This is a genomic window from Mesorhizobium sp. (genome assembly GCF_965229135.1).
GTDB lineage: Bacteria > Pseudomonadota > Alphaproteobacteria > Rhizobiales > Rhizobiaceae > Mesorhizobium.
This window is the reverse complement of sequence record NZ_OZ245860.1, coordinates 3,703,888-3,725,124: the sequence shown is the minus strand read 5'-3', so window position 1 is coordinate 3,725,124 and position 21,237 is coordinate 3,703,888. Positions and strand designations below refer to the sequence as shown.

25 protein-coding genes are annotated in these 21,237 nt (G+C 62.9%); 11 read left to right on the top strand and 14 right to left on the bottom strand.

What is annotated here, in order from left to right; all coding sequences use genetic code 11:
- Positions 1–23 precede the first annotated feature (23 nt).
- Positions 24–2,060 carry a thioredoxin domain-containing protein gene (locus tag ACO07C_RS17625; RefSeq protein ID WP_421915428.1) on the top strand — a complete coding sequence of 679 codons (2,037 nt, stop codon included), beginning with the start codon at positions 24–26 and terminating at the stop codon, positions 2,058–2,060.
- A gap of 142 nt (positions 2,061–2,202) precedes the next feature.
- Here ACO07C_RS17625 and rho read toward each other — a convergent pair whose 3' ends face one another.
- The 4 genes from rho to ACO07C_RS17605 form a co-directional block, all read right to left on the bottom strand.
- Positions 2,203–3,468: a transcription termination factor Rho gene (gene rho / locus ACO07C_RS17620; RefSeq protein ID WP_027032049.1), complete on the bottom strand. Its 1,266-nt coding sequence runs from the start codon at positions 3,466–3,468 to the stop codon at positions 2,203–2,205.
- Between the two features lie 189 nt (positions 3,469–3,657).
- Positions 3,658–4,194 carry a protoporphyrinogen oxidase HemJ gene (gene hemJ, locus ACO07C_RS17615; RefSeq protein WP_421915427.1) on the bottom strand — a complete coding sequence of 179 codons (537 nt, stop codon included), beginning with the start codon at positions 4,192–4,194 and terminating at the stop codon, positions 3,658–3,660.
- Positions 4,194–5,225, bottom strand: a complete 1,032-nt coding sequence (gene hemE / locus ACO07C_RS17610) for a uroporphyrinogen decarboxylase (RefSeq protein ID WP_421915426.1) — start codon at positions 5,223–5,225, stop codon at positions 4,194–4,196. The genes hemJ and hemE overlap by 1 nt, the downstream gene beginning before the upstream one ends.
- A 40-nt stretch (positions 5,226–5,265) precedes the next feature.
- Complete coding sequence (locus ACO07C_RS17605) at positions 5,266–5,586, bottom strand: hypothetical protein (protein WP_421917627.1); 321 nt, start codon at positions 5,584–5,586, stop codon at positions 5,266–5,268.
- Here ACO07C_RS17605 and ACO07C_RS17600 point away from each other — a divergent pair.
- The 5 genes from ACO07C_RS17600 to dnaQ all read left to right on the top strand — a co-directional run bounded on the left by ACO07C_RS17600 (position 5,535) and on the right by dnaQ (position 9,328).
- A complete protein-coding gene (locus ACO07C_RS17600) occupies positions 5,535–6,449 on the top strand; it encodes a pyruvate, water dikinase regulatory protein (RefSeq protein ID WP_421915425.1) in 915 nt (304 codons plus the stop codon). The genes ACO07C_RS17605 and ACO07C_RS17600 overlap by 52 nt on opposite strands.
- Positions 6,450–6,524: 75 nt before the next feature.
- Positions 6,525–7,124: a Maf-like protein gene (locus tag ACO07C_RS17595; protein ID WP_421915423.1), complete on the top strand. Its 600-nt coding sequence runs from the start codon at positions 6,525–6,527 to the stop codon at positions 7,122–7,124.
- Positions 7,117–7,959 (top strand): shikimate dehydrogenase, encoded by an 843-nt coding sequence (locus tag ACO07C_RS17590; RefSeq protein ID WP_421915422.1) that lies wholly within the window; start codon positions 7,117–7,119, stop codon positions 7,957–7,959. Before ACO07C_RS17595 ends, ACO07C_RS17590 begins: the two co-directional genes overlap by 8 nt.
- Positions 7,956–8,561 carry a dephospho-CoA kinase gene (coaE, locus tag ACO07C_RS17585; protein WP_421915421.1) on the top strand — a complete coding sequence of 202 codons (606 nt, stop codon included), beginning with the start codon at positions 7,956–7,958 and terminating at the stop codon, positions 8,559–8,561. Before ACO07C_RS17590 ends, coaE begins: the two co-directional genes overlap by 4 nt.
- Before the next feature lie 62 nt (positions 8,562–8,623).
- Positions 8,624–9,328 (top strand): DNA polymerase III subunit epsilon, encoded by a 705-nt coding sequence (gene dnaQ, locus ACO07C_RS17580; RefSeq protein ID WP_421915420.1) that lies wholly within the window; start codon positions 8,624–8,626, stop codon positions 9,326–9,328.
- A 251-nt stretch (positions 9,329–9,579) separates the two neighbouring features.
- On the opposite strand, the gene secB is transcribed toward dnaQ, so the two are convergent.
- Together secB and ACO07C_RS17570 are read right to left on the bottom strand one after the other, a co-directional pair.
- Complete coding sequence (secB, locus tag ACO07C_RS17575) at positions 9,580–10,086, bottom strand: protein-export chaperone SecB (protein ID WP_421915419.1); 507 nt, start codon at positions 10,084–10,086, stop codon at positions 9,580–9,582.
- A 277-nt stretch (positions 10,087–10,363) separates the two neighbouring features.
- On the bottom strand, positions 10,364–10,864 hold the full coding sequence (locus ACO07C_RS17570; RefSeq protein WP_421915418.1) for an FxsA family protein: 501 nt from the start codon (positions 10,862–10,864) through the stop codon (positions 10,364–10,366).
- Positions 10,865–11,062: 198 nt separating this feature from the next.
- Between ACO07C_RS17570 and ACO07C_RS17565 the strand changes: the two genes are divergently transcribed.
- Genes ACO07C_RS17565 through ACO07C_RS17550 form a run of 4 tightly spaced genes read left to right on the top strand, consistent with a single transcriptional unit; the run spans position 11,063 to position 13,804 of the window.
- Entirely contained in the window at positions 11,063–11,770 is a 708-nt protein-coding gene (locus tag ACO07C_RS17565; protein ID WP_421915417.1) for a Tim44/TimA family putative adaptor protein, read from the top strand.
- A gap of 24 nt (positions 11,771–11,794) precedes the next feature.
- Entirely contained in the window at positions 11,795–12,904 is a 1,110-nt protein-coding gene (locus ACO07C_RS17560; protein ID WP_421915416.1) for a murein transglycosylase A, read from the top strand.
- Complete coding sequence (locus ACO07C_RS17555; RefSeq protein WP_421915415.1) at positions 12,901–13,428, top strand: Smr/MutS family protein; 528 nt, start codon at positions 12,901–12,903, stop codon at positions 13,426–13,428. Before ACO07C_RS17560 ends, ACO07C_RS17555 begins: the two co-directional genes overlap by 4 nt.
- Positions 13,429–13,438: 10 nt before the next feature.
- Entirely contained in the window at positions 13,439–13,804 is a 366-nt protein-coding gene (locus ACO07C_RS17550) for a helix-turn-helix domain-containing protein (RefSeq protein WP_421915414.1), read from the top strand.
- Positions 13,805–13,817: 13 nt separating this feature from the next.
- On the opposite strand, the gene ACO07C_RS17545 is transcribed toward ACO07C_RS17550, so the two are convergent.
- The 3 genes from ACO07C_RS17545 to ACO07C_RS17535 all read right to left on the bottom strand — a co-directional run bounded on the left by ACO07C_RS17545 (position 13,818) and on the right by ACO07C_RS17535 (position 16,467).
- Positions 13,818–14,429: a transglutaminase-like cysteine peptidase gene (locus ACO07C_RS17545; protein WP_421915413.1), complete on the bottom strand. Its 612-nt coding sequence runs from the start codon at positions 14,427–14,429 to the stop codon at positions 13,818–13,820.
- A 176-nt stretch (positions 14,430–14,605) separates the two neighbouring features.
- The gene (locus ACO07C_RS17540) at positions 14,606–15,883 is read right to left on the bottom strand and encodes a polyhydroxyalkanoate depolymerase (RefSeq protein ID WP_421915412.1); all 1,278 of its coding nucleotides are present in this window, start codon (positions 15,881–15,883) and stop codon (positions 14,606–14,608) included.
- A 221-nt stretch (positions 15,884–16,104) separates the two neighbouring features.
- Complete coding sequence (locus ACO07C_RS17535; protein ID WP_421915411.1) at positions 16,105–16,467, bottom strand: septal ring lytic transglycosylase RlpA family protein; 363 nt, start codon at positions 16,465–16,467, stop codon at positions 16,105–16,107.
- Between the two features lie 315 nt (positions 16,468–16,782).
- Here ACO07C_RS17535 and ACO07C_RS17530 point away from each other — a divergent pair, with 315 nt between their 5' ends.
- Positions 16,783–16,953, top strand: a complete 171-nt coding sequence (locus tag ACO07C_RS17530; protein WP_421917626.1) for a hypothetical protein — start codon at positions 16,783–16,785, stop codon at positions 16,951–16,953.
- Between the two features lie 97 nt (positions 16,954–17,050).
- Here the strand turns inward: ACO07C_RS17530 and ACO07C_RS17525 are convergent, their stop codons facing one another.
- The 5 genes from ACO07C_RS17525 to ACO07C_RS17505 all read right to left on the bottom strand — a co-directional run bounded on the left by ACO07C_RS17525 (position 17,051) and on the right by ACO07C_RS17505 (position 21,163).
- The gene (locus ACO07C_RS17525) at positions 17,051–17,842 is read right to left on the bottom strand and encodes an ATP-binding cassette domain-containing protein (RefSeq protein WP_421915410.1); all 792 of its coding nucleotides are present in this window, start codon (positions 17,840–17,842) and stop codon (positions 17,051–17,053) included.
- 9 nt (positions 17,843–17,851) lie between these two features.
- Positions 17,852–18,628: an ABC transporter permease subunit gene (locus ACO07C_RS17520; RefSeq protein WP_421915409.1), complete on the bottom strand. Its 777-nt coding sequence runs from the start codon at positions 18,626–18,628 to the stop codon at positions 17,852–17,854.
- Positions 18,625–19,788 carry an FMNH2-dependent alkanesulfonate monooxygenase gene (ssuD, locus tag ACO07C_RS17515; RefSeq protein ID WP_421915408.1) on the bottom strand — a complete coding sequence of 388 codons (1,164 nt, stop codon included), beginning with the start codon at positions 19,786–19,788 and terminating at the stop codon, positions 18,625–18,627. Before ssuD ends, ACO07C_RS17520 begins: the two co-directional genes overlap by 4 nt.
- Before the next feature lie 62 nt (positions 19,789–19,850).
- Positions 19,851–20,804: a sulfonate ABC transporter substrate-binding protein gene (locus ACO07C_RS17510; protein ID WP_421915407.1), complete on the bottom strand. Its 954-nt coding sequence runs from the start codon at positions 20,802–20,804 to the stop codon at positions 19,851–19,853.
- A gap of 170 nt (positions 20,805–20,974) precedes the next feature.
- Complete coding sequence (locus tag ACO07C_RS17505; protein WP_421915406.1) at positions 20,975–21,163, bottom strand: hypothetical protein; 189 nt, start codon at positions 21,161–21,163, stop codon at positions 20,975–20,977.
- Between the last annotated feature and the right edge of the window lie 74 nt (positions 21,164–21,237).

Sequence of the window (21,237 nt, the reverse complement as noted above, 5' to 3'; positions counted from 1 at the left end):
ATACTGTCCCGGATTGCTTCATTGTGACATTGCCTCCCAAAAACCTGCTCGCCGAAGAGGCCAGCCCTTATCTGCGGCAGCACAGCGACAATCCCGTGCATTGGCGGGCATGGTCGCCGGCATCGCTCGCCGAGGCCAAAACGCTCAACCGGCCGATTCTGCTCTCCATTGGCTATGCCGCTTGCCATTGGTGCCACGTCATGGCGCACGAAAGCTTCGAACATGACGGAGTGGCGGCGGTCATGAACCGTCTCTTCGTCAATATCAAGGTGGACAGGGAGGAACGGCCGGACATCGACCAGATCTATATGGCGGCATTGTCCTCCATGGGCGAGCAGGGCGGATGGCCGCTGACAATGTTCCTTACCCCCGACGGAAAGCCGTTCTGGGGCGGCACGTACTTTCCACGCGAGCCGCGCTATGGCCGTCCAGGCTTCATCCAGGTCATGGAAGCCATCGACAAGGCCTGGCGTGAGAAGAAGGAGAGTCTTGGCCAAAGCGCGGATGGGCTGACTTCCCATGTCGAGGCCCGCCTCGCCGGCATCCATGCAAAGGCCACGCTCGAGCGCGGCACACTGGCAAATCTCGCCGCCGGCATCGACGGCATGATCGACAGGGATCTCGGCGGCTTGCGCGGTGCGCCAAAGTTCCCCAATGCACCCTTCATGCTGACCCTATGGCTGTCATGGCTGCGAGACGGAAATACCTCGCATCGCGACGCCGTCCTCGTCAGCCTTGAGCGCATGCTGGCCGGTGGTATCTACGACCATATCGGCGGCGGCCTCAGTCGCTATTCGACCGATGCGGAGTGGCTGGTGCCGCATTTCGAAAAGATGCTCTACGACAACGCCCAGCTGATCCGGCTGTGCAACTGGGCGTATGCCGAGACGGGAAACGATTTGTTCCGGATACGAATCGAAGAAACCATTGACTGGCTGCTGCGCGAAATGCGCGTCGAGGGCGGTGCATTCGCTGCAAGTCTCGATGCCGATTCCGACGGCGAGGAAGGGCTGTTCTACACCTGGGAAAGGGCCGAGCTCGAAACCGTTCTAGATACCGATTCCGCATTATTTTTCAGATACTTCACGCTTTCCAAGCCGCACAGCTGGGAAGGCAAGCCGATTGTCCACCAGTCAGCCTCCCAGCAAACCAAAAGCGTGGTTGATCGTGATCGGCTTGCCCCGTTCAAGGCCAGACTGCTCGCCGCCAGGGAGACCCGCATCAGGCCCGGCCGCGACGGCAAGGCGCTCACCGACTGGAACGGCCTGATGATATCGGCGCTTGCCGAGTCCGGCCGCTCCCTCAACCGCGCCGACTGGATCGAGGCAGCGGAGATTGCCTTCGGGCATATCGACGGTGCAAGCCAGCACGACCGCTTGCCGCATTCGATGCTCGGCGAACGCAAACTGTTCCCTGCGATGTCCAGCGACTACGCGGCGATGACCAACGCAGCTATTTCGCTGTACGAAGCCACCGGCCGGTCAAGCTATATCGATCGCGCCCGCCACTTCATCGAACAACTCGACCAATGGCATCAGGATGCCGGGAAAACCGGGCACTACCTGACCGCCTCCGACAGCACCGACGTGCCGATCCGGATCAGGGGCGATGTCGACGAGGCTATTCCTTCGGCAACCAGCCAGATCATCGAAGCGCTGGTTCGCCTGTCCTCCGCTACCGGCGATCTCGTGCTTCAGGAGAAAGCCTGGAGCGCCGCCGAGCATGCGGCCGGTCGCGTCGCCCGCCAGGCCCATGGCCAGGCCGGCGTGGTCAACGCCTGCGCCCTGGCCATCGAGCCGATGAAGCTGGTTCTGGTAGACAACCCTGATGATGCAAGCCTTGTTCCGGTAGCGAATCGGAGTCCGGATCCGCGTCGAGTGGATATTGTCGTGGGGGTTGGTTCGGAAGCGAATCGACCCACCCTGCCGGGCGGGATCTCGCCTCCAACCGACAAGCCCGGCGCCTGGCTTTGCACCGGACAGGTCTGCTTGCCGGTGATCATCGACCCCGAGGCGCTAAAACGTCTGCTCCACCGCGAACACACTATTATCGCGCCGTAACGGAACGGACCCGATTCAAATCCGCCGCCAGTATGCCACAAGAAAAAGCCCCGGCCCGAAGATCGGACCGAGGCCTTTAAGGAACGTTCTCATTGCCGAGGCAGCCAGTGCACCAAGTGGCGTCAGGCCACCGACAATCCGATCAGGTGTTCATCGAATCGAAGAAATCGGCGTTGGTCTTGGTCTGCTTGAGCTTGTCGATGAGGAACTCGATCGCGTCGGTGGTTCCCATCGGCGCCAGGATGCGGCGCAGCACGAAGATCTTCTGCAGGTCCGAACGCGCGACCAGCAGGTCTTCCTTGCGGGTGCCGGACTTGAGGATGTCCATGGCCGGATAGATGCGCTTGTCCGCCACCTTGCGGTCGAGCACGATTTCCGAATTGCCGGTGCCCTTGAACTCTTCGAAGATCACTTCGTCCATGCGGCTGCCGGTGTCGATCAGCGCGGTGGCGATGATGGTCAGCGAACCGCCTTCCTCGATGTTGCGGGCGGCACCGAAGAAGCGCTTCGGACGCTGCAGGGCGTTGGCGTCGACACCGCCGGTCAGCACCTTGCCGGATGACGGCACGACGGTGTTGTAGGCGCGGCCGAGGCGGGTGATGGAATCCAGCAGGATGACGACGTCGCGGCCATGTTCGACCAGGCGTTTGGCCTTCTCGATGACCATTTCCGCCACCTGCACGTGACGCACCGCCGGCTCGTCGAAGGTCGAGGAGACGACCTCGCCCTTCACCGATCGCTGCATGTCGGTCACTTCCTCGGGACGCTCGTCGATCAGCAGAACGATCAGGTAGCATTCGGGATGATTGGTGGTGATCGAGTGGGCGATGTTCTGAAGCAGCACAGTCTTGCCGGTGCGCGGCTGCGCCACGATCAACGCGCGCTGGCCCTTGCCGAGCGGCGCCACCAGGTCGATGACGCGGGCGGAGATATCCTTGGAGGTCGGGACCTCCATTTCCATCTTCAACCGCGAGGTCGGATAAAGCGGCGTCAGATTGTCGAAATGGATCTTGTGGCGGATCTTTTCGGGATCGTCGAAATTGATCGTGTTGACCTTGAGCAGCGCGAAATAGCGCTCGCCCTCTTTCGGGCTGCGGATCGGCCCTTCGACCGTGTCGCCGGTCTTCAGCGAAAAGCGACGGATCTGCGATGGCGAAATGTAGATATCGTCGGGACCCGGCAGATAGTTGGCATTGGCCGAACGCAGGAAGCCGAAACCGTCCTGCAGCACTTCGACGACGCCATCACCGATGATCTCGACATCCTGTGCGGCCAGCTTCTTCAGGATCGCGAACATCAGTTCCTGCTTGCGCATGACGCTGGCGTTCTCGACCTCGAGCGATTCGGCATAAGCGATCAGCTCTGGCGGCTTCTTGTTCTTGAACTCTGCGAGTTTCATTTCCTGCATAGACGGACCTTGAGTAGATGGAGTCTGGGAATAGATGGAGTCTGGGTAAGCTTTGGGAAAAATAGGCGGGATGCGATGAATGCCTGGCGCGGCCGGATGCAATGAAGGGCGGCGCATGACGGGAAGGAAGGCCCGTCTTTTATCGTCGGTCCGTTGAAAGAGCAAGCTGCCTTTTGCGGCCGTACGACGTCAGAATGGCTTGACGATCACCAGGATGACAATCGCGACCATCAGCAATGTGGGGATCTCGTTGACAATCCGCCAGTGGCGAGCCGGCTTTTCGTTGCGATCCTCGGCGAATTTGCGCACCGCGCCGGCGAGGTAGCCATGAATGGCGGACAACAGCAGCACGGCGCCGATCTTGGCGTGCAACCAGCCGCCTTGAAAGCCAAAGCCCTTCCAGGCCAGCCACAGTCCGAACACCCAGGTGAGTATCATCGCCGGATTGATGATGCCGCGCAGCAGGCGGCGTTCCATCACCTTGAATGTCTCCGACTGCACGGAGCCCTTCTGGGCATCGGCATGATAGACCAGCAACCGCGGCAGATAGAGCATGCCCGCCATCCAGGAGATGACGGCAAGGACATGGATCGCCTTCGCCCACGGATAGAAGCTGTCCGGCGCCAGGAAAAAAAGCGCCGCCGTCAGGACGATGAGAACACCTATCCCGATGGTCATGCGCATCATCGCCTGCCCCGTGCCATTGGTATTGCTCATCTGGGCCATCAGCGTATCGCGCTCCGCACCATCTTCACCATCGCTTCGACATGCGCGATCGGCGTCTCGGGCGTGATGCCGTGACCAAGGTTGAAGATCAGCGGACCGTTCCCAAGCGACTTCAGGATCGCTTCGACCCCATCGGACAGGGCGTTGCCGCCAGCCACGAGCCGCAAGGGATCGAGATTGCCCTGAACGGCACCCGAGCGCTGCAAATCCTTCGCCGCCACCAGGGGCACCGTCCAATCGATCCCCAGCCCTGTTACGCCGGTCTTCTCGCGATAGGTCTGATAGCGGGCACCAGCGCCCTTCGGAAAACCGATGATGGGAACACCGGGATGGACGGCGCGGACCTGCCTGACGATCTCCGCCACCGGCGCGATGCAAAACAAGTCGAAAGACGCATCGTCGAGCACGCCCGACCATGAATCGAAGATTTGCACCACATCCGCGCCCGCTTCGATCTGACGGATCAGATAGGCCGCGGAATGATCGGCGAGCACCTTGAGCAACTGAACAAAAGCCGCCGGCTCGCGATATGAAAACAGTCTCGCGGGCGCCTGATCCGGCGTGCCATGGCCGGCGATCATGTAGGTCGCCACGGTCCAAGGCGCGCCGCAGAAACCGATCAGCGTCGTTTCCCCGGGCAATCTTGCCCGCAAGCGCCTCACCGTTTCATAGACCGGTTCGAGATTCACGTGAAACGTTTGGCCATCGAGAGCCCCGATTTCCGCCGGCGTGATCGGCGTCAGCAGCGGCCCGCGTCCCTCCTCGAAGCGGACATCGCGGCCAAGTGCATGGGGAACGACAAGAATATCCGAGAACAGGATCGACGCATCGAAGCCGAACCGCTCGATCGGCTGCAGCGTCACTTCCACGGCCAGGTCGGGGTTGTAGCACAGATCAAGGAATGAACCGGCCTTCCTGCGCGTCTCGCGATACTCCGGCAGGTAGCGCCCGGCCTGTCTCATCATCCAGAGCGGTGGTGGGAACACCGCTCCGCCTTTCAGGACGTCCAGCATGATCCGGTTTTCGGGCATCGAGCGCTCGCTTCTCCCTGCGTCCCTATAATCAAATATCTTATTTTAAAGAATCTTCTGATTCTAAGAGTCTGTTGGTTGTGGTGGTTGTCACCTGTCCCGCTTTGGCTCGAAAAAGGCCAGCCTCCATATTGTCGCGTACATCTTCCAGCGGCTTGGAGGGTTCTGGGGACAGTTCGATATTCCAGAACGGAGTCAACGCGTTATCGTTGCCGATAAAAGATTGGCCTTGTGGATAGAGCAAGGCCTGTTCAGCCCGTCCCCAAACTTGTCCCCAGCCGCCCGACGAAGCCGACAGAGCATCGAATTGTGGACAAACTGCCATCTGATACAGTCGCCTCCGACCGGCCTGTCTTTTCATCCCGCTTTATCCACATCCGCCCACAGCCCCAGGTGACCCCTGTGAACAAACCCCAGAGCTTCTTCCATCTGCATCTGATTTCAGATGCGACCGGCGAAACGCTGCTTGCCGCCGGCCGAGCGGCCTCCGCGCAGTACAAGGATGCGCGCGCCATCGAGCATATCTATCCGCTCATCCGCACCGAAAAGCAGGTCGCCAAAGTGTTCGAGGATATCGAGGAGGAGCCGGGCATCATTCTCTATACCGTCGTCGACCAGAAGCTTGCCCGCGGCATCGACGAGCGCTGCGCGACCATGGGCCTGCCCTGTGTTTCCGTGCTGGAGCCGGTGCTCACGGTCTTTCAATCCTATCTCGGTACGCCCGCGGGCCGCCGTGTCGGCGCCCAGCATGTTCTCGACGCGGAATATTTCCGCCGCATCGACGCGCTCAACTTCACCATGGAGCATGATGACGGTCAGCTGCCGGCCAATATGGATGATGCCGATATCGTGCTGATCGGCATTTCGCGGACGTCGAAGACACCGACCAGCATCTATCTTGCCAATCGTGGCATCAAGACCGCCAATATACCGATCGTACTCGGCGTGCCGGTTCCCGAAAGTCTGGTCAACGCGAAGGTCCCGCTGATTGTCGGTCTGATCGCCACCGCCGAACGTATCTCGCATGTCCGCCAGAACCGCATCCTGGGCAACAGCAGTTCCTACGAGGCGACCGACTATGTCGACCGCGCGGCCATCACCGAGGAGCTCGCCTATGCCCGCCAGATCTGCACGCGGCACGGTTGGCCGATGATCGACGTCAGCAGGCGCTCGATCGAGGAGACGGCGGCGGCCATCGTTGCCCTGCGGGGGAAGACGCGCTAGGCGTGTCGAAATTCAGGATGCTGGCCTGACCTGAATCTCTAGACCTTAGTGACGGTCAGGAACCGGGTGGAAAAAATGACTGAGAAAATCATCCTCGCTTCGGGCAGTCCGTTCCGGAAGGCAATGCTCGTCAATGCCGGGATCGACGTCGAGGCTGTTCCCGCCGAAGTCGATGAGCGTGCGCTCGAAGCGCCCTTGCAAGGCAGTGGCGCCTCCCCCGAGGATGTCGCCCTGGTGCTGGCCGAGGCCAAGGCCACCGAGGTCAGCGAGCGCCGGCGTGGTGCTCTGGTGCTCGGCTGCGACCAGACGCTGTCGCTCGGCGACGAAGTCTTCCACAAGCCGGCCGACATGGAAGGCGCGCGTCGCCATCTTTTGGCGCTGTCGGGCAAGACCCATCAGCTCAACAGCGCCGCGGTGCTGGTGCGTGACGGCCAGGTTCTGTGGCGTTACGTGGGTATCGCCTCGATGACCATGCGCAAGCTCGACCCCGGCTTCATCGGCCGTCATCTCGCCCATGTCGGCGACAAGGCGCTGGCAAGCGTGGGCGCCTACCAGATCGAAGGCGAAGGCATCCAGCTGTTCGACAAGATCGAAGGCGATCATTTCACCATCGTCGGCCTGCCGCTTTTGCCGCTGCTGGTCGAACTGCGCACGCTCGGAGCGATCGATGGCTGAGGCGACGAAGAAGGCTTTTGTCACTGGCCACCCGATCAAGCATTCGCGCTCGCCCAGGATTCACGGTCACTGGCTCGCCAAACACGGCATCGACGGCAGCTATCAGGCGATCGATGTCGCGCCGCGGGACTTCGCCGAGTTCCTGGCGACGCTTCAGGCAAACGGTTACCGCGGCGGCAATGTCACCATCCCGCACAAGGAAGCCGCTTTCGCGCTGGTCGACCGCCGTGATCAGGCGGCGGAAGAGATCGGCGCCGTCAACACGCTGTGGTTCGAGGACGGCGGACTGTGGGGCGGCAACACCGACGACCATGGCTTTGCCGCCAATCTCGACGAACATGCGCCGGGCTGGGCGAACAATGGGCCAGCGGTCGTGCTGGGCGCCGGCGGCGCCTCCCGCGCCATCATCCATGCGCTGAAGCAGCGTGGCGTCAGGGACATTCGCATCGTCAACCGCACGCTGGCACGGGCGGAAGAGCTGCGGCATCGCTTTGGCGCCGGCGTCTCGGCCCATGCCATGGCCGCGGCCGACGAATTGCTTGGCGATGCCGGCCTGCTGGTCAACACCACCGCACTCGGCATGCATGGCAACGAAACTCTGTCCGCCGATCCGACCCGACTGCCGGACCATGCCATCGTGACCGATATCGTCTACGTGCCGCTCGAAACGCCGCTGCTCGCCGCTGCCCGCGCGCGGGGTCTGCGCACCGTCGATGGCCTCGGCATGTTGCTGCATCAGGCCGCGCCCGGCTTCGAGCGCTGGTTCGGCGTCAGGCCACGGGTCACGGCCGAGCTGCGATCCCTCGTCGTTGCCGACCTGGTGCCGAAAGCATGATGGTTCTTGGTCTCACCGGATCGATCGGCATGGGCAAGTCGACGACGGCGAAGATGTTCGCCGAAGCCGGCGTGCCCGTTCACGATTCCGACGAAACGGTGCATCGCCTCTATGCGGGCAAGGCTGTTCCTCTGGTCGAGGATGCCTTTCCCGGAACCACCGCCTCGGGTTCGGTCGATCGCACCTTGCTGGCTGGGCGCGTGCTGGGCGATGCCGCCGCGCTGAAAAAGCTCGAATCAATCGTCCATCCGCTTGTGCGCGCCGAGGCCGACGCCTTCCTGGCCCGCAATCTGGCGGCCGGCGCGCCGATCGCCGTGCTCGACATCCCTCTCCTTTTCGAGACCGGCGGGCGCGATCGCGTCGACAAGGTGGTGGTCGTCACCGCGCCCGCCGACATCCAGCGCGCGCGTGTGCTGGCGCGCCCGGGCATGACCCAAGAGAAGCTGGCGTTGATATTGGCCAAGCAGGTTCCCGACGCCGACAAGCGCAGGCTTGCGGATTTCGTCATCGACACCGGCAACGGTTTGGACGCCGCCCGTGCCGCGGTGAAGGCGATCATAGCCGAGCTGAGCGGGGATAAGGCCGGCGGCGACCGCCGCTGACCTTGCTGCGGGCGCCGCGCACCGCCATCATTAGCCAGACAAAGCTTCAGCAGACTGATTCGATGCGCGAGATCATCTTCGATACCGAAACCACTGGCCTCGACTCCCGCGAGGACCGGGTCATCGAATTGGGCGGCGTCGAGCTGGTCAACCGCTTCCCGACGGGAAAGACCTTCCACCACTACATCAACCCACAGGGTCGCGCGATCCACGCCGAAGCGCAGGCCGTACATGGCATCAGCGCCGCTGATCTGCAGGGCAAGCCGACATTTGCCGAAATCGCCGAGGAATGGCTGGCCTTCACCGACGGCGCCAAGCTGATCGCGCACAATGCCACCTTCGACGTCGGCTTCCTCAATGTCGAATTCGGCCGGCTGGGTCATCCGGTCATCGACAACGGCCGTGTCGTCGACACGCTGGCGCTGGCGCGCCGCAAGCATCCGATGGGTCCCAATTCGCTTGACGCGCTCTGCCGGCGCTACGGCATCGACAATACGAGGCGCACCAAGCACGGCGCCCTGCTCGATTCCGAACTGCTGGCCGAGGTTTATATCGAGCTGATCGGCGGCAAGCAGGCCGCCCTCGTCCTCGACAGCGCAACGGCGCCAGCCCAGGGCGGCGAAAACGTACGCCAGATCGAGATCATCGTCGGCGAGCGCCCCGCGCCCCTGCCATCCCGTCTGACCGACGCCGATCGCGCCGCGCATGCCGGCCTGGTCGCCACGCTGGGCGAGAAAGCCCTGTGGCTGCGGGTTCTCGGCAACTAGAGCGTGATCCCGAAAAGTGGAATCCGGTTTTCGCGGACAAACGGTTCCCGTTTGTCCAGAGATCATGCTCAAACAAACAGATAGAGCCCCATCCCGATTTCCATCGGGATGGCACAGGACCTAGAGCAATTCCAGGAAAAGTGTGAAACGGCTTTCCGTCCGGAACTGCGGAGAAACGACGCTTCAAAGCCAATCCCAACAAAAAACCCGGCGCGAGGCCGGGTTTTTCAATTCGAAACCTGAAGAGCTGCTTAGCTGACCTGGACCTTGCTCGCGGCGGCCTGATCCTCGGCCAGCTTCTGCTGGAACATCTGCGCGAAATCGATGGGGTCGAGCATCAGCGGCGGGAAGCCGCCATTGCGGGTTGCCTCGGCGATGATCTGCCGGGCGAACGGGAACAGCAGCCGGGGGCATTCGATGAACAGGATCGGCAGCATGTGCTCCTGCGGGAAGCCACTGATGTTGAAAACGCCGCCATAGACCAGTTCGACGTTGAACAGCACTTCCTGGTCGAAGGACGCCTTGGCGTTCAGGGTCAGGTTGACGTCGAACTGCTTGTCGGACAGCGGATTGGCATTGACGTTGACATTGATGGCGATACCGGGAGCCTTGTCGCGGCCGCGCAGGGAATTCGGTGCGCCGGGGCTTTCGAAGGACAGGTCCTTCACATACTGGGCGAGCACGTTGAGCGAGGGCTGCTGCGCCGCGTTGCCGTTACCATTGGCCGCGCCGGTGGGCGCATTCTCATTGCTGGCCATAAGCCGTTGTCCTTTTGCCTGGGCAGCCGTGCTGACCGGATTGAAATCGGGCGTTCGCTACCATGGTCGGCATGACAAGACAAGGTTTGCCGCCTTCAGGTCCGGTCCAATCGCCTTGACCTTTTGTGGGTGGAGATCGATAGCCTAAAGCCAGTGTTGACCTTCGCCGCTGAGCCTCCTCCCCCGCATGAGACAGGCAGCGCGACACTTCCGGTCACGGTTCTGCCAATCGCCAGCGTCGCAAGGGCGGCGGCTATACGCCTGGTGACAGGGCGGTTCAATCGTCTTTAAGGCGGCGCCAGGGGGAGTTGTGGTCGGGTCCGCGCTTGAAGTCGTCCTCGCGCGAATAGTCTCCGTCTTCGAGATCGATGACCTTTTCGCGCCGCTGGGAGCGAAAGCCGCCGGTGCTGAAACTGGTCGCCAGCACGATACGGCCCTTGAACAGGCGCCAGGCCAGATCGCGCACCGGCGGCAGGAACAGCAGCAGGCCGAAAATATCGGTGATGAAGCCCGGAATGATCAGGAGGATCGCCGCCAGCACGATCATGGCGCCATGCGCCAGCTGCCGGCTCGGATCGTGACCGGCATCCATCTCGGCGCGCACCCGTTTCATGACCCCTAGACCCTGGTGCCTCAGCAGCAAGGCGCCGGCAACGCTCGAAGCCAGTACCAGTCCGACCGTCGCCAGCGCGCCGATCTGGCGGCCGACAATGACGAAACCGGCGATTTCCAGGAAGGGAAGCGCGAGGACGAACAAAGGGAGGAGCGAAATGCGCAAGTGGTGACCGATCGTTTCGATGTTTTGCCGCCCGCGGGCAATCGCCGCTGGCTCTGAGCCCGTTAGATAGGTATGCCTGCCTTTGATTTGAATGATTGCGCCTAGCGTTCTATATGGTTTGAATGTTGAACGCTATGCGACCGTGGCCATTGCTTGGCCGGGCGGTCCGGCCAGGGCAGGGATTGATTGGCGGAAGATATGGGATTCTTCGACTTCGGCACCATCTTCTTTCTGATTGCGGCAGTGGTGATCTTTTTCCAGCTGCGCAATGTTCTGGGCCGTCGCACGGGCAATGAACGTCCGCCCTTCGATCCCTATACGGCGGCGCGCGCCGGTGAAAAGGATCCCCCGGCGAAAGCCGAGAACGTCGTGTCGCTGCCACGCAAGCGGGCGCCGGGCGAGCCGGCCAGCGACGCCTATGCCGCGATCGATGCTTTCGCCAAGCCCGACACCGACCTCAACAAGGGTCTGCGCGCGATCAAGGACAACGACCCGACCTTCGATCCGAAGACTTTCGTCGACGGCGCCAAGATGGCCTACGAGATGATCGTGATGGCTTATGCCGACGGCGATCGCAAGACGCTGAAGAACCTGTTGTCGCGTGAGGTCTATGACGGTTTCGTCGCCGCCATCGGCGAGCGCGAGGCCAAGTCGGAAAAGATTCAGTCCTCCTTCGTCGGCATCGACAAGGCCGACATCGTCTCGGCCGAGATGAAGGGCGGCGAGGCTCATGTCACGCTGCGCATCATCAGCGAGCTGATTTCGGCGACGCGCGACAAGGCAGGCGCCGTCATCGACGGCGATCCGGAAACCGTCGCCGAGGTCAAGGATGTCTGGACCTTCGCGCGCGACACACGCTCGCGCGATCCGAACTGGAAGCTCGTCGCTACCGAGGAAGAAGACTGAATCTGCCACGTCGGCGAGGCTTCCGTGTCGTTGTCGACCCTCTTCACCGAAAGATCCTTCGCCGAGTTGCCCGGCTGGGATGATGACGATCATCTCGCCGCCTTCGCGGCGTTTCGGCGCTCGGCATTCCATATCCTGGCAAAGCCCTATCGCTCCGGCGCACTCGGCGTTGATTTCAACGCCTTCTCCCCGGCTTACGACGAAGCCCGTACCATTTCGCCAGCGAATCGATCGGAGGCGCGGGCATTCTTCGAGCATCATTTCGTCCCCGCGACCATAAATCCCGACAATGGCGCGCGTGCCGGGCTTGTCACCGGCTTCTACGAGCCGGAAGTCGCGGCCTCGCCGGTGCGGACGGAGCGTTTTTCGGTACCGCTGCTGGCGCGTCCAAAAGATCTCATCGATATCGGTGACGAGAACCGGCCAGCCGGCTTGGATCCTTATCTGGCCTTCGGCCGCGAGACGCCTGACGGACCGGTCGAATATTTCGATCGCGGCGAAATCGAGCGCGGCGCGCTGGCCGGCAAGGGTCTGGAGATCGCCTGGCTTGCCGACAAGGTCGACGCTTTCTTCATCCACGTGCAGGGCGCGGCGCGGTTGCAGATGACCGATGGCAGGCTTTGCCGCGTCACCTACGCCGCCAAGTCCGGCCAACGCTTCACCGGTCCGGGCAAGATCCTCAGCGAGATCGGCGAGATCCCGCTTGAGAAAGTGACGATGCAGTCGATCCGCGCCTGGTTCAAGGCGCACCCGGACCGCGTCGACGAGATCCTGTGGCGCAACCGTTCCTATATTTTCTTCCGCGAAGCCGCGGTCGAGGACGCAATGCTCGGCCCCATCGCCGCCGCCAAGGTGCCGTTGACGCCGGGCCGCTCCGTCGCCGTCGACCGGTTGCTCCATACCTTCGGCACGCCATTCTATATCGACGCGCCGTCCCTTCTGGCGTTCGACGGAAAACCGTTCCGGCGCCTGATGATCGCGCAGGATACCGGTTCCGCCATCACCGGCACGGCGCGAGGCGACCTGTTCGCCGGCTCTGGCGACGCTGCCGGAGAGATCGCCGGCGTTGTCCGCAATGCGGCCGATTTCCATGCCCTGCTACCGCGCGCGCTCGTTTCGGGGGCGAATCGATGACGCGGACGACCGACAGGTTGAACGAAGACGACCGGGTTCTCTGGAACCTGGTGGCACGGACGGCAAAGCCCCTGAAGGGCTATCGAGCCGTTGACATTCCCGTGGTGGTCGAGGCCAAGCCGGCATCGCCTCAGCAGGTTCCGGCCGTTGCAAATGCGGGCGCGACGCCAAAACCAAAGGCGCAGCATGTCTCCCACGCCCTCGACGAACCGACACTGGACAAGCTTGCCAAGGGCCGGCTGCCGATCGAGGGCCGCGTCGATCTGCACGGCCTGACCCAGGAGGCAGCCTATTCGCTGCTGTTCTCCTTCCTGCACCGGGCCCATGCCGGCGGCGTCCGCTATGTGTTGGTGATCACCGGCAAGGGCTCTTCGTCGGGTGGGGATGGCGTGCTGCGCCGTTCGGTGCCGGCATGGCTGTCGACGCCGGCTTTCCGGCCCCTCGTCTCGAGCCACGATCATGCCGCCCGCAATCATGGCGGCTCGGGCGCGCTCTACGTGCGGCTGCGGCGCATCCGTTCGTGAGGGCGATGTCGTGACCCCGTTCGGCGAAAGACTGCGTTCGTTGCGGCATGAGCGCGGTGTGAGCCAGAAGGACATGGCGGCGGCCATCGGTGTCAGCGCCGCCTATCTGTCGGCCCTCGAACATGGCCGTCGCGGCGCGCCGACCTGGACGCTGATCCAGAAGATCATCGGCTATTTCAACGTGATCTGGGACGAGGCGGAAGAGCTGGCGCGGCTGGCCGAAGCCTCGCATCCGCGCGTCAGGCTCGACACGTCGGGTCTTACCCCGGCGGCAACGGAACTCGCCAACCTGCTGGCCGAGAATATTGAAAAGCTGCGCGAAGAAGACCTTCACAGCATAACCGCGTCCATCCGCGCGGCACTGGGCCGGCGATAACGCACGCCCGTAACTACTGCACCGCGCCGACCAGCACCTGTTGCCCGCCGCGGATCGAGACCCAGCGGCCGGGATTGTCGATCGCCTGCCGCTTGAGGAAGCGGTAGCCGGTCTGGTCCCAGGCCTTGACCTTGTCGTTCAGATTGTCGAGCACATAGTCGCCTCTGTCGGTGCGCACCGTCAGCACCGCGTGGCCCTCCCCGTCGGGCTTGCGCACCACGGTGATCAGCAGATCGGCGAGCGACACGCCGATGCGGTTGAGCTGCCGGCGCTTTTCCAGCACATAGTCCTCGCAGTCGCCGACGCCGTTGTCCGGATAGGCCCAGACCTCGTCCTTGCCATGGATTTCAAGGTCGCTCATTGGTTTGACGGCGGCGTTGACACTGGCGGTGACGCTGGTCAGCTTGCGCAACAGCGCTTTGTTCATGTTCGCCGGTGCAAGATCGCCCGGGCGACCAGAGCATTCGGCCGGGTGGGCCTTGCAGAAGTCATAGTGGCCGATCGGCTGCGATGTGGGCCCGCCGGTTGCCATCGACGTTTGTGACATGGCCGGCGCCGCCCAGCATCCCGAGATCGCAATGCCGGCCGCCGCGTACCGCGGCAGCTTTCGCGCCATTGAAACCATTGTCCCCGCCCGCCCCTGTTTGTTAACGAAACGTTAAAGGCGGTTTATAGTCCGTGTCAAACAGGGACACGGCCAGATTGACGGCATGGTTACCTGGGATGGCGGGGAAGGTCGCGCGGCAGCTCCATTCACGCAGCCGCACGCACTGTTCAAAACCGTGTCGGGTAGAGCGTCGCCTACCTCTTGGCGGTACGCACCAGCTTGGGCTTCACCGCAACGCGGTCCTGCCGGCCGTAGCTGGTGATGAAATCGACGATGCGCGGCACGATTTCGGAGCGGAAGCGCGAGCCGTTGAAGACACCATAATGGCCGACGGCTGGCTGCATGTAGTGGGCCTTCTTGTCGGCGGGAATGTTGATGCAGAGATCCTGCGCCGCCTTGGTCTGGCCGAGGCCCGAAATGTCGTCGTTCTCGCCTTCGACGGTGAACAGGGCAACGTTGCGGATCGCCGAAGGATCGATCTTCGTGCCGCGGTGCGTCATCTCGCCCTTCGGCAAGGCCTGGCGCACAAACACGGTGTCGACGGTCTGCAGGTAGAATTCGGCCGTCAGGTCCATCACCGCCAGGTATTCGTCGTAGAAATCGCGGTGCTTCTCGGCATTGTCGCCGTCATGCTTCACTAGGTGCATGAAGAAGTCCTTGTGGGCGATGATGTGGCGGTCGAGATTCATGCTCATGAAGCCCGAAAGCTGCAGGAAGCCCGGATAGACTTCGCGGCCGAAGCCGGGGACCGGCCATGGCGCGTGCATGATGACATTGTCGCGGAACCAGTCGATGCCCTTTTCCTGCGCAAGCAGGTTGACGGCGGTCGGATTGCGGCGCGTGTCGATCGGCCCGCCCATCAATGTCATGGTCGAGGGCACGAAGGGATCTCCCTTCGCCTCCATCAGCGCCACGGCCGCCAGCACCGGGACCGAGGGCTGGCACACCGCCATGACATGGGTATCGGGGCCCAGCGCGTGCAGCATGTCGATGACATAGTCGATATAGTCGTCGAGATCGAAGCCGCCGTCCGCCAGCGGCACCATCCGGGCATCGACCCAGTCGGTGATGTGCACGTCGGCATAGGGCAGCATGGCTTCCACCGTGCCGCGCAGCAGCGTTGCATAGTGGCCGGACATGGGCGCCACGATCAGCAGCTTCGGATCCGGCCGGCGTCCTTCGGGAACGGCGCGCTCGAAGCGGATCAGATTGCAGAAGGGTCGCGACCAGACGGTCTTTTCGACGACGTCGACGCTTTTCCAGTCGACCACCGTCTTGGCCAGTCCAAAACTCGGCTTGCTGTAGCGGCGCGTGGTGCGCTCGAACAGTTCAGCGGTCGCCGCGACCGAACGGCCCCAGGCCGTGTGCGAAAACGGGTTGAGCGGATTGGTATAGAGCATGCGCACCGCATCGGCGTAGAGCCGGGCCGGCTGCAGGGCCGCATGGTTCATTTCGTAGAGCTGGTAGAACATCGAGAACCCCGCTGCTGCCTGCGACCGAAGGGACGACGGGCAGCGCCGAGCCTTGAATGTCTCGCGGCGAAGTTAACAACTAATTGCTGCGATGCAATACGTTACGTCGGGTAATCATTGCTCGTTCTTTGGTCCTAGGCGTTGGGAATCCGCTTCGAACGGGGGCTGCCGGCTCATTGTGCGACTGCGAAGTGTCCGGCCGAGGCCGGACACTCAAACCCTCAGACGCGCGCCATGCAGACGGCGGTCTGGCCCGAACTGATGAAGCCCAGTTGATTGGCGGCACCCTTCGACAGGTCGAGGACACGGCCCTTGATGAAGGGACCGCGATCATTGATGCGCACCACGACACTGCGGCCATTGCTCTTGTTGGTGACCTTCAGCTTGGTGCCGAAGGGCAAGGTACGGTGGGCGGCCGTCAGTGCCGATGGGTTCATGCGCTCGCCGGATGCGGTCTTGGAGTGCAGTGAATACCAGGAGGCGCGACCACACTGGGCGGCGCCGGCCGAGGCGGATGCACCGCCGACCAACAGGCCAGCAGCTATCGTTACCGCGACAAGCGCGGTCTGGTTTGTTTTCTTCATCTTTTGAGGAGGGCTCCGTTTTTGACAGGGCCAATCCGTTAGGTGGCGAATAAGGCATGAAATGCGGCAGTGATCTGTCGGTTCCGTGGCGAGGGCACACGTTTGGAGTCACCGGGAAACAGTTTGTCAGGCATTTTCCCTGAGAAAATTACGATTCCTTGATGAATTTCGCTCCGGTATTCGGGATGTCTTCGGCCCGATCAGGTGCTAACATCCAAGTAGAGCCAAAGACTGATTGGTGACTTCCTTCGGCTCTTTCATCGCGGTGCGCGCGCAGCGCACGATCGACTTGGGAAGGGGATTCAGGCGGTGAGATTGATCAGGAATTTGCTGGCCTTGATTGTGCTGGCCATCGGTGCGCTCTGGGCGCTCCAGGGGATCGGCGTTGTCGGGGGAAGCTTCATGACCGGCCAGTCGCAATGGCTCTACATCGGCATCGTCACAATGCTGATCGGTGTTGCAGGGCTGGTATGGGCGAACCGATAGGGGTGAACTGTCGAGCCAAGCGCGACGGGTTGTGGAAGCCGCGCTTCAATCGCGCCGCCGCCGCGAGCCAACCCCGAAGGCCCTGCCTGCGACAGCCTTATGCAAACAGCTGATCCAGGATCTTGCCTTCCAGCTGGGCGAGCTCGGGTGAACCGCGCCGGCGCGGCCGCGCAATTGGCACCTCCAGGTCCAAGGCGATGCTGCCATCACGGATCACCACGACCCGGTCGGCCAGCGCGACCGCCTCGGCGACATCATGCGTGACCAGCACCGCCGTGAATTTCTGCGCGACCCAGATGCGTTCGAGGAGCTGTTGCATCTCGATGCGGGTCAGGGCGTCGAGCGCGCCCAACGGTTCGTCCAGCGCCAGGATCTGCGGGTGGCCCACCAGGGCACGCGCCAGCGCCACGCGCTGCTTCTGGCCGCCGGACAGCACGGAAGGCCACTCGTCGGCACGATCGACAAGGCCGACTTCGCCAAGAATGGCGAGCGAGCGCTCTCGCGCCTCCGCGCCTGAAGCGATCCCCGTCAGGCCAACCTCCACATTCCCCACCACGCTGGCCCAGGGCAGCAGACGTGGTTCCTGGAACATGAAGCGCGTGCGGCTGTGCCCGTCTTCCTCGGCCCCAAAGGTCAGCGATCCGGCCGTGGGCCGGTCAAGCCCGGCCAGCAGCCGCAGCAATGTGCTCTTGCCGCAGCCGCTCTTGCCGATGACGGCGAGAAACTGCCCGGCCGGTACGTCGAGATCGATCCCGTCCAGCACCACCTTGTCGCCAAACCGCTTGCCCACGCCCTTGAAGGCCAAGGCGCGCTTTCTTGCGACCCGCGCAGGCTGCGCCTGGGGCGCTTCGACGAATGAGCGGACGGCGGCGAGGCTGGCAGCAGGCATCGGAAACCCTCACACGTTCTGGAAGGCGGGATGCCAACTCAGCGACACCCGCTCGAGCAGGCGGGCAAGGCTGTCGGCGAGCTTGCCGAGCAGCGCGTAGATGACGATCGACAGCACCACGACGTCGATCAGCAGGAATTCGCGCGCCTGCATGGCCATGTAGCCGAGGCCCGAACTGGCCGAGACGGTTTCGGCGACGATCAAGGTCAGCCACATGATGCCCAGCGCATAGCGCAGGCCCACGAAGATCGCCGGCAGCGCGCCGGGCAGGATCACACGGAAGAACAGCGTGCGGCGGTCCATGCCGTAGACGCGGCCCATCTCGACCAGCTGCGGGTCGACGCTCTGGATGCCGAGCAGCGTGTTGACATAGATCGGAAAGAACACGCCGAGCGCCACCAGGAAGAGCTTGGCTTCCTCGTCGATGCCGAACCACAGGATGACGAGCGGGATCAGGGCCAGATGCGGGATGTTGCGGATCATCTGCAGCGTGGTGTCGGTGAGGCCTCGGCTCAGCGTCGACAATCCGTTGGCGAGGCCGAGCGCAAAGCCGATCGTCCCGCCGACGGCAAAGCCGGAAAGCGCCCGCGCGGTGCTGACGCCGATGTTGCGGACCAGCTCGCCCGACAGCGTCAGACGCCAGAAGGCCTCGGCGACGGCACTGGGCGCCGGCAATACGTTCGGCGACATGACACCCGCGCGCGAGGCGATCTCCCAGCCGGCGACGATCAGCACGGGCAACAGCCAGCCGATGCTGTTGCGGCCGAGACGCCCGCTGGCGCTCATGACGACGCCTGCAGTCGATTGGCGCCGTGGAAGCCGACCGAGAATTCGTTGGCGATGTCCTTGCGCGCCCTTTGCCGTTTGGTGCCGAGCCCGAGTTTTGGAAACAGCAGCTCGGCGACGCGGTAGGCTTCTTCCAAATGCGGGTAGCCTGAACCGATGATGGTGTCGATGCCGATCGCCTGATACTCCCGAATACGCTCGGCGATCTGCTCGGGTGTGCCGACCAGCGCTGTCCCGGCGCCGCCACGCACCAGCCCGACGCCGGCCCACAGATTGGGCGACACGACCAGCCGGTCTCTGCGACCGCCATGCAGCTCGGCCATGCGGCGCTGGCCGACCGAGTCCATCTGGTTCAGGAAACGCGCCTGTGCGTTATCGATCTGGGCGTCGGTGACATGGCTGATCAACCGCTCGGCGGCGCGCCAGGCTTCGTCCTCGGTTTCGCGAACGATGAAATGCAGCCTGATGCCGAAGCGCAGGTTGCGGCCGCGCCGTGCCGCCTTGTTGCGCGCCGAGGCGACCTTCTCGGCCACCTGAGCTGGTGGCTCGCCCCAGGTCAGATACATGTCGACCAGATCGGCGGCCAGCTCCTGCCCGGCATCCGACGATCCGCCGAAATAGAGCGGCGGCCGCTCCTGCAAAGGCGGAAGGTCGAGGCGTCCGTTCTCGACACGGTAATATTTGCCGTCGAAGTTGACGCGTTCGCCCGACACCAGCGCCCGCCAGATGGTCAGGAATTCATGCGCCTGGGCATAGCGCTCGTCATGCGGCAGGAACACGCCGTCGCCGGCGAGCTCCGTCGGGTTGCCGCCGACCACCACGTTGAGCAACAGACGGGCGTTGCTCAACCGGTCGAGGGCCGCGGTCTGCCGCGCGGCGAAGGTCGGCAATGTCACGCCGGGCCGTAGTGCCACCAGGAATTTGAGCTTTTCGGTCAACGTCGCGAGGCCGGTTGCGGTGATCCAGGAATCCTCGCAGTTCTGCCCGGTCGGCAAGAGCACGCCGGGAAAGCCGAGCCTGTCGACCGCTTGGGCGATCTCCTTGAAGTAGCCGAATTCGGGTGGCCGCTGCTGCTCCTCGGAGCCGAGATAGGAGCCGTCGCCATGCGTCGGAATGAACCAGAAGAAGTCGAGCGGCGCGGTGTTGGCTGGCACGGTCATGTCGGACCTCCTGGAGATGCAGGCGCAAAGGGCAAGGCGCGCGGGCGTTGCCCGGTGAGGGATCAGTTGCCGGGTGCGGTCCACACCGCGTCGGAAATCCGCACCGCCTTCGGGATCAGCCCGAGCTTGTAGAAGCGGTCGGCTGTCGCCTGCTGGCCGGCGATGATCTCGTCGGTGATCGGGAAGATGCCGAATTTGCCGCGGTTGGCGGCGATCGTCTGTGCGTCGAGCGGCACGCCGGTCACCTCATGCAGGGCGGCGGCCACCTTGTCGCGGTTCTGGTCAGCCCATTTCGCGGCCTCGCCAAGCGCCGCGATGGTCGTTGTGACGACCTCGGGATGCGCCTTGGCGAAATCCTTGTTGGCGATGAAATAGGTATTCACCTTGAGCACGTCGCTGGAACGCGCCAGCACGCGCGGCTGATAGCGCGTTTCGGCGATGGCGAAGAAGGGATCCCACACGGCCCATGCATCGATCTGGTCGCTGGCGAAGGCGGCGGCCGCGTCCGCCGGGCTGAGATAGACGGGTGTGACCTGATCGAACGGAATGCCCGCCTTTTCCAGCGCCGCGACGAGCAGATTGTGCGCGCTGGTGCCTTTGCCGACGCCGACCCGCTTGCCCTTGAGGTCCGCGACTGATTGTACGGGCGAAGCCGGCTTGACGAAGATCGCTTCGCCATCGCCATTGGAGGGCAGTGCCGCCGCATAGACGATGTTGGCGCCGGCGGATTGGCCAAAGATCGGCGGCGCATCGCCTGTCCAGCCGACATTGACGGCGCCGACGTTCAACGCCTCCACCAGCGGCGGTCCGGCCGAGAATTCGACCCACTTCACCGTGATGCCCTTGTCGCTCAGCGCCTTCTCGATCACCTGCTGTTGTCTGGCGATCACCGGCAGGCCGGTTTTCTGGTAGCCGATGTTGAGCTGTTTCAGCTCCTGCGCCGTGGCGCCGAATGAGAGGCAAATGCTTGCGGCAAGCACGCCTGCGCCGAAGGCACGTCGCGTCAGATTGAACATGATCCCACTCCTTCAACCCGGAGACGGCGCGGAAAACTCCCGCCCGGCCGGAACTGGAGTCAGGCTAGGTAGGTCTATAAATTTAGTAGAGAAATAATTTTGCGACTTCTCGATGCCTTTTGGAATTGTTTCCCGCCAAGAGCCGGGACGAGGCGCAAATCGCGACGATATCAATGAGACCAATATTGCCAGGCCCAGTAGAAGCTCTCGTCGCGCGGCGGAAGACGATTGCGCTCGGCATCCCAACGCACTGGCGCCGGCGACCGGACCTCGCTGTCGGATGACGGTTTATCGTTGGCCCTGGGCAGGCGAAGCAACGCGCCCAACTGGGCGAACAGCACTGCTGTGGAATGGGTCATTGCCATCTCTCCGTTTTTCGATCACAGCCGTCCGTCGGCGGCATTGCTGTTTCCTTTGACAAAGGGCCTGCCGC